Consider the following 11400-nt stretch of genomic DNA (forward strand, 5'->3'; position numbering starts at 1 on the left):
GGAGCTTTGCCATGGCTTTACCGCTGAAGTTCACCGTGCTCGTCGCGTGCCTGCTGCTGGGTGCGTGTCGCAGCGACCCGATCAGCTTCCACACCTTGACCCCGGCACAGCCGATGCCTGGCCGATCCGGACAGGACATCGCGATTGAAAGCATCAGCGTGCCGCCCCAGGTCGACCGCCCGCAAATCGTCATCCGCGAGGGCAACAGCGGCCTGGCGATTCTGGAAACCCAATGGTGGGGCGCGAGCCTCAGTGACGAGCTGCGCAGTGCGCTGGTGGATCAGTTGAGCAACGCTGGAGTCCCGCGCAAAACCTCGGTGCGCATCGATGTGCAGCGTTTCGATTCGATTCCCGGGCAATACGGGCTGATGGACGTGAAATGGCGCCTGCGTCCGGCCGATGCGGGCGATAGCGGCCTGCTCACCTGCCGCTCGATTCTGCAGACGCCATCCGGATCGAGCATCGACGATCTGGTGAACGCTCAGCAGAACAACGTCAAACGCCTCGCCGCGCTGATCCGTCAGGCCGCCGGCAATGCGCGCAGCTGCCCGCCGTCCTGAGCCGCCGGCTTCAATTCCACGCTGAAGCGGCTGCCGCTGGACTGGCCGCTGCTCAATTGCACCCGCCAGTGCTGACGCTTGCAGATCCGCTGCACCAGCGACAACCCCAGGCCAAGGCCCTCGCCACGGCCCTCATCGCCGCGCACGAACGGCTGAAACACTGCCTGACGCTGTTCCTCCGGGATGCCGATGCCGCTGTCTTCCACCACAAAACCGTTGCCCGTCAGGGTCAACCGGACGAACCCGTGATCGGTGTAGTGCCATGCATTGCGCAACAGGTTGCCCATGACCGACTGCAGGAACGTCAGGTTGAAGCGTTCCATGCACGGCTGCTCCACCTCGTAGAAAAACTCCAGGCCCTTTTCACGAATCAGCCGGCCCCAGATCTCGCTCTGGGCATCCGCGACGTCCTTGAGCGTGACGCAAATATCGCTGCCGGTATCGTCCTCGGCGCGAGCCAGCATCAAGAAGGTATCCACCAGTTGGCGCATCTCGTGGCTGGCCCTGGCGATACGATTGACCTGCGCTGTTGAGCGGGCATCGAGCGACGGATTGGCGAGCAACAACTCGCAAGAGCCGCAAAGCACCATCAATGGCGTGCGCAGTTCATGGCTGACATCGCTGGTGAACAGTTTTTCGCGGCTCAGGGTTTCGCGCAGGCGACCCAGGGTCTGATCGAACGACAGCGCCAGTTCACCCACTTCATCCGCCGCATAGTCCGGGTGCAGCGGAGGCGCCAGCACCAGCAACTGATCGCGATGGCGCACCTGACGCGCCAGACGAATCACCGGCGCCATCACCCGGCGTGCCAGCAATCGCCCCAGCACGAGCGCCAGCAGAACACTCAGGACAAAACCGACCGTGACCACGATGAACAACAATCGCTCGCGCTGCTCGAGGCTTTCCTGATCGCGCAACAACACATATTTGCGTCCACCGACCACCTCGACCATGGCGAAGAAGTCATCGCCATCGAAGCTGATTTCCTGAAAACCGGGTGCCAGTGACGCCAATGAGGGAATGAGAGCCATCGCGCCGGGGCCGCCTTCGAAGAAAAACAACTCGCTCTTTTCCGGTTGATGGCTCCAGCGATTGATGTCCTCCATGGCCAGCAAGCGATGCAGACCGCCGCTCAAGGTGCTGGTGGCAAGCCGATGCTCGACGACATGCACGGCGGCGACAATGCCCAGCGCAAACACCCCGGCGACGAGAGCGCTCATCAAAGCGAACACGATGACGATCCGTTTCGTCAGGCTTTGCTTGAGATCCATTCGGGTCGATGACTCCACTGCTGAATTCAGACTTCACGGTCAACAACAGCGACATTGACCGAACCTGCGCAGCTTCACCGCAAACATAAACATTTGTTAAGACTGGCCGGTAAAAAAAGGGTATTTGAGTCTGGTTATCAAACACCGGATTAGTTGGGTTTTATCGACTCTCGCGAAATTTTCACATGTTCTTCACCGCCCCCCGACGTGCACAAACGTAATGTTCAGCCATTATTCAAGTTCACAACTATAAAAATTGGTTAAATCGCCGGCCAATCTCGCCTGCGACGTCAAGGGGCATGCCGTGGAGCGACAGATGCAATTAACAGCGACATATAAACAACGCCGCACGCTTCGACTTGGAAAACTGTTGACCGGCATCGGTGTAGTAGTCGCCATCGGACTGGTGAGCGGCTTCGTCTGGGTGACCCGTTCGCCCGTTGATCTGGGCAACGCCGGCAAGGCCGCCCGGGCTGACTGGACCCAGGCCTGGCAGGCTGGCGAAGTGGTGGCGCTGGTACGTCATGCCGAACGTTGCGACCGCTCCGACAACCTCTGCCTGGGCCCGGCCGACGGCATCACCCAGGCCGGCAACGACTCTGCAGCGCTTGTAGGCAAAGGCTTCGTGGGTCTGGGCATGCAGCAGGCGCAGGTGTTCACCAGCCCGTTGACCCGTACCGTGCAGACCGCGCGCGCCATGTTCGGTCAGGACGCCACGACCCAGATCTGGCTCGAGTCCTGCGGTTCTTCTCTGCGCAACGACGTGGTGGCGCACAAGGTTGCCAAGCGCAATCTGGTGCTGGTCACCCACAGCGGATGCATCAGTGACTTCGAAAAACAGACCGGTTTTCCTCACGCAGTCGCCGCCGAATACGGCAGTACCCTGTTTGCTCGCATCGATGACAAAGGCCAACTTAAAGTGTTGGGCATCATGAATGCCGATGCCTGGTCTCAACTCAATAGTCATTAATGCTTTAGTTGGGGCGGACCGACAAGGTTGCACTTTTTTCAACTAGTCAGGAACGGACTTCATTAATTTGTAATGAAAGATGTATCTGCCCCCAATTTACTGGACAACGGTTTTTTTTAAGCTTGGCTATAGTGCGAGAACTCCGGCCTGGAGGTTCGGCAGTTCTCTGGATACAGGAAACGCCCGTCCCCCGATCGCACACCTGCATTCATTCAACGCGATGACCCGCCCGCTCAGGAACGCGCCGGGCAGGCCATCGACACAAGAACTTCGTTTGGCACCAAGGCTTTGTCATGACGTCTGAAAACAACCCGCTGCGACACGCTGCCCGTCATTTCTCCCCCACCACGACTTTCGAGCGTTGGGCCATTCCCGGCCTGATTCTGGCTTTCGTGGTGTTTTATCTGTTGCCGCTGATGACCCACGGCCTGTGGATCCCCGATGAAACCCGCTACGGCCAGATCAGCCAGGAAATGCTGCTCAGCGGCAACTGGGTCGCGCCGCATTTCATGGGCATCCGCTATTTCGAAAAACCGATTGCCGGTTACTGGATGATCGCGATCGGCCAGGCGATCTTCGGTGAAAACCTGTTCGGCGTACGTATCGCTTCGGCCCTGAGTACCGGCGTCAGCGTCTGGCTGACCTACCTGATGGCCCGCCGGCTGTGGAACAACCCGCGCATCAGCGTTGCCAGTGCCCTTCTTTATATGAGCTTCGGGCTGATTGCCGGCCAGGCCGGTTACGCCAACCTCGATCCGCAATTCACCTTGTGGGTCAACCTGAGCATGGTCGCCGTGTGGTTTGCCATCGACAGCCAGACCCCTCGCGCCCGCCTGGGTGGCTGGGCGCTGCTCGGTGTCGCCTGCGGCATGGGCCTGATGACCAAAGGATTCCTGGCTTTATTGCTGCCGGTGCTGATCGCCCTGCCCTACATGATCTGGCAACGCCGCTTCGGCGAACTGGTGCGCTACGGACTGGTCGCCGTGGTGGTTTGCGTGCTGATCAGCCTGCCGTGGGTATTGGCTGTTCATTACCGGGAACCTGATTTCTGGCGTTTCTTCTTCTGGCACGAACACATCCGTCGTTTTGCCGCCGGCGATGCCGCGCAGCACGCCCGTCCATGGTGGTTCTACCTGCCGCTGCTGTTTGCCTCGACCCTGCCGTGGGCTGTTCTGCTGCCTTCGACGCTCCTGCGCACCTGGCGCGAAAAGCGTGACCCGAAAACCGCCTACCTTGCGTTGTGGTTCCTGCTGCCACTGGCCTTTTTCAGCCTGAGCAGCGGCAAGCTGCCGACCTACATCATGCCGTGCCTGCTGCCGATCGCTCTGTTGATGGGGCAGACCGTGGTCAACTGGCTGGATCAGAACAGTGGCCGCGTCCTGCGCCTGAACGGTGTGATCAACACCGTCATCGCCAGTGCGGCGCTGGTGGCACTGCTTTATCTGCAGGCAACCAAGGAAATCTACGAAAACACCGAGATGTTCAGCCTGTCGCTGGCCTATATCGTGCTGGTGGGCTGGATCATCGCCAATGCCTTGCAAGTGCTGCGTCCGCTGACGCTGTGGGCCATGCCGGCGCTGGGTATCGGCTTGCTGGTGGCGTTGTTGCCGGCGGCCATGCCGGGGCAGATCGTCAATAGCAAGATGCCCGACCAGTTCATTGCCGAACACCAACAGGAACTGAGTGAAACCGCGTCGCTGCTGAGCAACGACCTGGGTGCGGCTTCGGCGCTGGCATGGCGTCTGAAACGTCCGCAGGTGGATCTGTTCAACACCATCGGTGAACTGAAGTACGGCCTCGAAGACCCGGCCATGGAAGCACGTAAAGTCACGATGGACGGCGTCGGCCAGTGGATGACCGAAGCGCGGAAAAAAGGCGCGGTCGGTGTGGTCTTGCGCGTCAACAGCACGCAGGAAGAGCAGGAAGTCGGATTGCTGCCGGTAGACGGCAAGCATTATCGTCGCGGCAATCTGCAGATCTTCATCTTTCCGCAGCGCCAGCCATGACCTTGCGCAATAACGACCGGGGCGCCCTGCTGCTCCTGCTGGCCGCCAGCGCCCTGATGTTGCTGCTCGGGCTGGGCAGCCGCGAACTGTGGGGCGCGGAAACCCGCTGGGCCAACATCGCGTTGCAGATGATGCAAAGCGGCGATTACTTCGACCCGTACCTCAAGGGTGATCCCTATTACGACAAGCCGCTTTTGTCGTACTGGCTGATCACCGCGACCGCCTGGCTGACCGGCAGTCTGGATCACTGGTCGCTGCGCCTGTCTTCGGTGGTGTCCGCGTGGCTCAGCGTCTGGCTGGTGTATCTGCTGGGCGAGCAGCTGTTTCGCAAAGGCACGGGGCTGATCGCCGGCTGGATGCTGGCGACCACCTTCTATTTCGTGTTCTGGGCGCGGGTCGCCACCGCTGACATCCTGACGGTCTGCGGTGTGCTGGCGGCGGTCTGGTGGTACTGGCGCGGGCCGGACGACACGCGGTTCTCACGCTATCTGGTGTTCTGCGTGCTGCTGTCCCTGACGTCGTTGTTCAAAGGCCTGATCGGTTTCATCCTGCCGGGGCTGGTATTGCTGCCGCACCTGCTGAGTGAGGGCCGCTGGAAACGTCATCTGAATCTGCGCCTGCTCGGGGCGCTGGTGATTGCCGGGGCGTTCTACATGACGCCGTTCCTGCTGTCCCACCTCTACGGCGCGCCGAACTACGGGGAAAGCGGCCTGGGGCTGGTATTGAGGGAAAACGTCGTGCGGTTTTTCCAGCCGTTCGACAACATCGGCCCGATCTACACCTATTTGCTGTACCTGCCGATCTACACCTTGCCTTGGGCACCGTGCTGGATCATTGCCCTGTGGGTCGCGGCGAAGAACTGGAAACACATCGAACCGGATACCCGCTGGCTGATTCAGGGCCTCGGGTTGTTGATGCTGTTCTTCACCGCCAGCGGCAGCCGGCGCAGTTACTACGTGTTGCCACTGGTGCCGTTCGCGCAACTGCTCGGGGCCTGGTGGATCACCCGACGCATGGCTGCGCGCAACGCCGAAAGTCCGTTTGGCGGGCGCGGCCTGAAGATCGGTTTTGCCGTGACCACGGTGTTGCTGCTGGGGATTCTCGGCGTGCTCTACCCCTGGACCAACAGCGGAGGCGGCGCGATCCGTTTCGGCGAGACCGTGCGCCTGCAAGCCAGCCAGCGTGCGCCGTTGAGCCAATGGCACTTCGTCATGGTCGAGGTGGACAACAAGGTCCCGATGTACCTGCAGACCGGCGGCGAGCCGTTCTACTACGTGCCGGAAACCCGCGACTTCCCTCGCGATGGCGATGCTGCCGCGATGTTCGAATGGCTGGAACGCACCAGCGGCAAGCACTGGGATCCGAAGCGTACGATCTTCGTCGCCCAGTACCGCACCGGCGAACCCGTGCCGCTCTCCAGGCTCGGTCAAGACCATCAAGTCATCACGACCACCCCGACCCGCGGCGAACAAGTGTTCCATGGCCGCGAGGATCAAAGCGTCGCCTACCTGCCCCAAGGCTCCTGAAAGACAACGCCGGGTTCGCCCGGCGTCCCCGCCCAGTGACTGCTAACCTGAATGGCAATGACATGTATTAACGGTTTGTTTGACGTTTTTTTCTCATTTGCCTCTCTACATTGCCAGCCAGCCAACATATGCAAATCATTCGCATTGAAGTTTTCCGGCGAATGCTTGCCCATAACGTCTAAAAAACAGGAGCTGCTACGTCATGAGTCCATCCCTTCCGTCCTTTCTCAAGCACGCTACTCTGGCAACCGCGCTGCTCGCAGCCGGTCAGGTGTTTGCCGCCGATTCCGTCGGCATCGTGGTCTACAACGCCCAGCATGAAACCCTGACCAAGGCCTGGGTCGCCGGCTTCACCGAGGAAACCGGGATCCCGGTCACGATTCGCAATGGCGACGACACGGAAATGGGCAACCAACTAGTGCAGGAAGGCGCAGCCTCTCCGGCGGACGTGTTCCTGACGGAAAACTCCCCGGCCATGGTGCTGGTGGACAATGCCAAGCTGTTCGCCCCGGTGGCACCGGCCACCCTTGAACAAGTGGGTTCGGCCTATCGTCCGGCCCATGGCCAGTGGGTCGGCATCGCCGCTCGCTCGACAGTCTTTGTCTACAACCCGGCCAAGCTGCCGGAAAAAGACCTGCCGAAATCCCTGATGGATCTGGCGACCCCGGCGTGGAAAGGTCGCTGGGCTGCATCCCCTGCCGGCGCCGACTTCCAGGCCATCGTCGCCGCCGTGCTGGAACAAAAAGGCGAAGCCGCCACCCTGGAATGGCTCAAGGGCATGAAAGCCAACTTCACCGCCTACCGTGGCAACAGCTCCGTGCTCAAAGCGGTGAACGCCGGCCAGGTGGACAGCGGCGTGATCTATCACTATTACGCTTTCGTCGATCAGTCCAAGACCGGCGAAAACAGCAAGAACACCGCCCTGCACTACTTCAAGCATCAGGATCCGGGCGCGTTCGTGAGCATCTCCGGTGGTGGCGTGCTGAAGTCCAGCAAACACCAGGAAGAAGCACAGAAATTCCTCCAGTACATCACTGGCAAGCAAGGTCAGGAGGTACTGCGCACCGGTAACTCCTTCGAATACGCCGTGGGCAAGGACTCGGCTTCCAACCCGAAACTGGTGCCGTTGAAGGATCTGGACGCACCAAAAGTCGACGCATCGAAGCTCGACAGCAAGAAAGCCGTCGAACTGATGACTCAGGCGGGACTGCTTTAATTGATGCCTGAAACTCTGCCGGCGGGGATCGCTGCGGCGCCCTCCGCCAACCTTTCACGCAGGTCCCGCGCCCTCAACGGGCGCGGGAGTCCCTGGGTGGTCGTATTGGCGATCGGTGTTTCATTGCTGTCGTTACTGCCGATCGGTTTTGTGGTCGGCGTGTCGTGGTACACCGGCTGGGCGACCATCGAAGCCTTGATCTTCCGCCCTCGGGTGGCCGAATTGCTGATCAACACCGTGCTGCTGGTGTTGATCACCCTGCCGATCTGCATTGTGCTGGGCATTACTCTGGCCTGGCTGACCGAACGCACCGATCTGCCTGGTCGGCGATTGTGGTCAGTGCTGGCGGTTGCGCCGCTGGCGGTGCCGGCGTTCGTGCACAGCTATGCGTGGGTCAGTCTGGTTCCGTCGATCAATGGGCTGCCGGCCGGCGTGCTGGTGTCTGTGATCGCTTACTTTCCGTTCCTTTATTTGCCGATTGCGGCGACGTTGCGTCGTCTCGACCCGGCGATTGAAGACGTGGCCGAATCCCTCGGCCTGAAACCATGGGCCGTGTTCTTCCGGGTGGTACTGCCGCAATTGCGCCTGGCGATCTGTGGTGGTGCGCTGTTGGTCGGCCTGCACTTGCTGGCCGAATATGGCCTGTACGCGATGATCCGCTTCGACACCTTCACCACGGCCATTTTCGATCAGTTCAAATCCACCTTTAACGGCCCGGCCGCCAACATGCTCGCCAGCGTTCTTGCGTTGTGTTGCCTGGCGATGCTGACCGTGGAATCCGCCGCACGTGGCCATGCACGTTATGCCCGGGTCGGTTCTGGCAGCGCCCGGGAGCAGCGGACCGTGCGTCTCAAACCCGGCATCGCAGCCCTGGGCCTGTGCCTGCAAACCCTGACTTGCCTGCTGGCCCTCGGCGTTCCGATGCTCACACTCGGCAGATGGCTGATCGCTGGCGGCGCTGAAGTCTGGCAAGGCGAAGAATTGTTGCCGGCCTTGCTCCAGACCCTGTCGTTCGGCGTCGCCGGTGCGGTGTTGACCAGCCTTGCAGCGATCCCGATTGCCTGGCTGTCGATCCGCGCACCCGGCAAACTGCAACGCGTGCTGGAAGGCTGCAACTACATCACCAGTTCCCTGCCGGGGATTGTTGTGGCGCTGGCGCTGGTCACCGTGACGATCCATTTCGCCCGGCCGATCTACCAGACCACCATCACCGTGCTGCTGGCGTACCTGCTGATGTTCCTGCCGCGGGCGCTGGTCAGTCTGCGTGCCGGTTTCGCCCAGGCGCCAGTGGAGCTGGAAAACATTGCGCAAAGCCTCGGCCGCTCGCCGCTGCGCGCCTTGTGGCTGATCACCCTGCGCCTGGCCGCACCCGGTGCGGCGGCGGGTGCAGCGCTGGTGTTCCTCGCGATCACCAATGAATTGACCGCAACCCTGTTGCTCGCGCCCAACGGCACGCGCACCCTGGCCACCGGTTTCTGGGCCATGACCAGCGAAATCGACTACGCCGCCGCAGCGCCTTACGCGCTGCTGATGGTGGTGCTTTCGCTGCCGCTCACGGCCATCCTCTATCACCAATCCAGGCGCAGTGCCGGCCGATGAACGCTCTCGACATCATCAATCTCAGTAAATCCTTCGGCGCGCAAACCGCGCTGGACAACATCAACCTGTCCGTCCCGACCGGCAGTCGCACCGTGATCGTCGGCCCGTCAGGCTCCGGCAAGACCACGCTGCTGCGGATGATCGCCGGGTTCGAGTTCCCCGATGCCGGCAGCCTGATGCTCAACGGCCAGACGCTGGTCGACAGCACCCACGCCGTGCCCGCCTACCAGCGCCAGATTGGCTATGTGCCGCAGGATGGCGCGCTGTTTCCGCACATGACCGTGGCCGACAACATCGGTTTCGGACTGAGTGAAACCGGCAGCACCAGAACCGAACGCATCCAGGCGTTGATGGACAGCGTGGCCCTGAACGCCAACATGGCCAGCCGCTGGCCCCATGAATTGTCCGGCGGCCAGCAGCAACGGGTGTCGCTCGCCCGGGCACTGGCCCAGCAACCGCGACTGATGCTGCTGGATGAACCCTTTTCCGCCCTCGACACCGGCCTGCGCGGCGCCATGCGCAAAATGGTCGCCCGTCTGCTCGAAGAGAGCGGCGTGACGACGATTCTGGTCACCCACGACCAGGGCGAAGCCTTGTCGTTTGCCGATCAGTTGGCGGTCATGCGTGACGGGCGACTGGTGCAATCGGGGCATCCGATGGACCTCTACCGCTACCCGGACGATGAACAGACCGCACGGTTTCTCGGCGAAGCGGTGGTCATGCCGGCGCAAATCGAGGCCGGTTGGGCGCATTGCGATCTTGGGCGAATCGCGGTGAACAGCAACGGTTTCTCCGGTCCCGCACAGATCATGCTGCGCCCGGAACAGCTTCAGCTGTCCGACCTGCCCGCCGATTCTGAGGGCTGCAACGCCGTCGTCACCGAACGCGATTTCGGCGGCAACACCTGCACCCTGACGGTCGAGCTACGTGCGGCGGCCAACGAAGAATCCGGCCGTTCGCTGCTGGTCCGCAGCACCGGAATGCACGCGCCGCCGGCCGGCAGCGCGGTACAACTGTCGATTCTAGGGGCGGCCCACGTCTTCGACGCGTCGTAACACTCGACTACAGATCGAAACGATCCACGGCGCGACGCCGTTCATTGTCGTCGCGCACGTCGTAGTTGGCGGTCGTCTGGATATTGCTGTGGTGCGCGAGTTTCTGGGCGATCGACAGGTCATGCTCTTCGATCACCCGGGTGATGAATGAGCGCCGGAAATCGTGGGGCATGATCTTCACCCCGACCTGAGTACCACGCTGGCGGGCGATGTAATAGATCGCGTGCTTGGTGATGCGCTCACGGGTGATGTGGCTGCCACGGCGGATGCGGTTGAACAGAAACGTATCGTCGCTCTCGCCTTCCTTGAGCTCCGAGCGGCGAAACTCCAGCCAGGCATTGAGCTTCGCGAACGCCCAGGCCGGCGCGTATTTGATCAGTTGCTTGTTGCCCTTGGCGGTGACGCACAGGCTGCGTTCAGTGAAGTCCACCTGATTCAGGTCCAGATCCACCGACTCGGATTTGCGCATGCCGGTGCCGTACAACAGCGCAATCACCGCCGCATCACGCAGCCCCTGCGGACGCGGATCGGCCGCGCAGACTTCCATCAATTCATGAATCAGCGTGCGCTTCAGGTTGCGCCCCTGAGACAGCCGCGTACCGGCAATGCCCTTGACCGAGCGCATCTTCAACAGGTGATCCTGGCTGATCAGGCTCATGCGCCAGGCTTCGTTCATGACGCCGCGAATGGCGTTTACATAGAGTGAAGAGGTGTTGGGGGCGTAGTTATCGGCGCGCAACGCGGCGACTAATGCGACAACATCCTCGGGTTGCAGGGCGTGCCAGGGAATGTCCTCGACATTCATGTCTTCAAAGCCGAGGCGATCGGCGGCATCTTGTAAAACGTACCGCATGGTGAGTTGGCTGGAAGGTGCCAAACGCGCCAAATACAAGGACAAAGGGTTACTTGCAATAGACTCTGAAGAGGTAACGGATAAGCTGCTCAAACGAAAGGCCTTGAGTAAAAAACAGTCCAGCACAACAACTAACTACTGCAATGAACTTGATGTAAGGAAGAGTCTTGTAGTAGGACTTTTCCGATAAAGCCGCGGAAATCTGAACAGCGGCTGTATGAATTTGAGATAAACGATTCACCGACCGGTTTTTCATATTCCTTTCACAAAATCGGGAATAACCTTAGCTAGATAGGTCCTCAGTCGGTACCGCCCAACCTGCCGGGCAACGCCTGAAAAGTCAA

The 11400-nt window shown here is 60.8% G+C and carries 9 protein-coding genes; 7 read left to right on the top strand and 2 right to left on the bottom strand.

Annotation, left to right across the window (positions count from 1 at the left end):
- The first annotated feature begins 11 nt into the window (after nucleotides 1-11).
- A complete protein-coding gene (locus DLD99_RS14915; RefSeq protein WP_114883215.1) occupies nucleotides 12-560 on the top strand; it encodes a PqiC family protein in 549 nt (182 codons plus the stop codon).
- Here DLD99_RS14915 and DLD99_RS14920 read toward each other — a convergent pair.
- Entirely contained in the window at nucleotides 521-1831 is a 1311-nt protein-coding gene (locus DLD99_RS14920; protein WP_114883217.1) for a sensor histidine kinase, read from the bottom strand. The two genes, DLD99_RS14915 and DLD99_RS14920, sit on opposite strands and share 40 nt — an antisense overlap.
- A 316-nt stretch (nucleotides 1832-2147) precedes the next feature.
- Between DLD99_RS14920 and pmrG the strand changes: the two genes are divergently transcribed.
- The 6 genes from pmrG (at nucleotide 2148) to DLD99_RS14950 (ending at nucleotide 10203) form a co-directional block, all read left to right on the top strand.
- Complete coding sequence (pmrG, locus tag DLD99_RS14925) at nucleotides 2148-2801, top strand: lipopolysaccharide core heptose(II)-phosphate phosphatase PmrG (RefSeq protein WP_114883219.1); 654 nt, start codon at nucleotides 2148-2150, stop codon at nucleotides 2799-2801.
- Nucleotides 2802-3094: 293 nt separating this feature from the next.
- The gene (gene arnT, locus DLD99_RS14930) at nucleotides 3095-4807 is read left to right on the top strand and encodes a lipid IV(A) 4-amino-4-deoxy-L-arabinosyltransferase (RefSeq protein WP_114883221.1); all 1713 of its coding nucleotides are present in this window, start codon (nucleotides 3095-3097) and stop codon (nucleotides 4805-4807) included.
- On the top strand, nucleotides 4804-6333 hold the full coding sequence (locus DLD99_RS14935; protein WP_114883223.1) for an ArnT family glycosyltransferase: 1530 nt from the start codon (nucleotides 4804-4806) through the stop codon (nucleotides 6331-6333). The genes arnT and DLD99_RS14935 overlap by 4 nt, the downstream gene beginning before the upstream one ends.
- 202 nt (nucleotides 6334-6535) lie before the next feature.
- On the top strand, nucleotides 6536-7549 hold the full coding sequence (locus tag DLD99_RS14940; protein ID WP_085709962.1) for an iron ABC transporter substrate-binding protein: 1014 nt from the start codon (nucleotides 6536-6538) through the stop codon (nucleotides 7547-7549).
- A gap of 3 nt (nucleotides 7550-7552) precedes the next feature.
- Entirely contained in the window at nucleotides 7553-9148 is a 1596-nt protein-coding gene (locus DLD99_RS14945; RefSeq protein ID WP_114883225.1) for an ABC transporter permease, read from the top strand.
- Nucleotides 9145-10203, top strand: coding sequence for an ABC transporter ATP-binding protein (locus DLD99_RS14950; protein WP_114883227.1), 1059 nt, complete (start codon nucleotides 9145-9147; stop codon nucleotides 10201-10203). The genes DLD99_RS14945 and DLD99_RS14950 overlap by 4 nt, the downstream gene beginning before the upstream one ends.
- A 7-nt stretch (nucleotides 10204-10210) precedes the next feature.
- On the opposite strand, the gene DLD99_RS14955 is transcribed toward DLD99_RS14950, so the two are convergent.
- Entirely contained in the window at nucleotides 10211-11056 is an 846-nt protein-coding gene (locus DLD99_RS14955; protein ID WP_240789138.1) for a site-specific integrase, read from the bottom strand.
- Between the last annotated feature and the right edge of the window lie 344 nt (nucleotides 11057-11400).

This window comes from Pseudomonas kribbensis, from assembly GCF_003352185.1.
In the GTDB taxonomy this organism is placed as follows: domain Bacteria; phylum Pseudomonadota; class Gammaproteobacteria; order Pseudomonadales; family Pseudomonadaceae; genus Aquipseudomonas; species Aquipseudomonas kribbensis.

Coding starts and splice junctions, on each gene's coding strand:
- DLD99_RS14920 (WP_114883217.1), bottom strand. CDS start 1,831: ATGGATCTCAAGCAAAGCCTGACGAAACGGATCGTCATCGTGTTCGCT.
- arnT (WP_114883221.1), top strand. CDS start 3,095: ATGACGTCTGAAAACAACCCGCTGCGACACGCTGCCCGTCATTTCTCC.
- DLD99_RS14940 (WP_085709962.1), top strand. CDS start 6,536: ATGAGTCCATCCCTTCCGTCCTTTCTCAAGCACGCTACTCTGGCAACC.
- pmrG (WP_114883219.1), top strand. CDS start 2,148: ATGCAATTAACAGCGACATATAAACAACGCCGCACGCTTCGACTTGGA.
- DLD99_RS14915 (WP_114883215.1), top strand. CDS start 12: ATGGCTTTACCGCTGAAGTTCACCGTGCTCGTCGCGTGCCTGCTGCTG.
- DLD99_RS14955 (WP_240789138.1), bottom strand. CDS start 11,056: ATGCGGTACGTTTTACAAGATGCCGCCGATCGCCTCGGCTTTGAAGAC.
- DLD99_RS14945 (WP_114883225.1), top strand. CDS start 7,553: ATGCCTGAAACTCTGCCGGCGGGGATCGCTGCGGCGCCCTCCGCCAAC.
- DLD99_RS14935 (WP_114883223.1), top strand. CDS start 4,804: ATGACCTTGCGCAATAACGACCGGGGCGCCCTGCTGCTCCTGCTGGCC.
- DLD99_RS14950 (WP_114883227.1), top strand. CDS start 9,145: ATGAACGCTCTCGACATCATCAATCTCAGTAAATCCTTCGGCGCGCAA.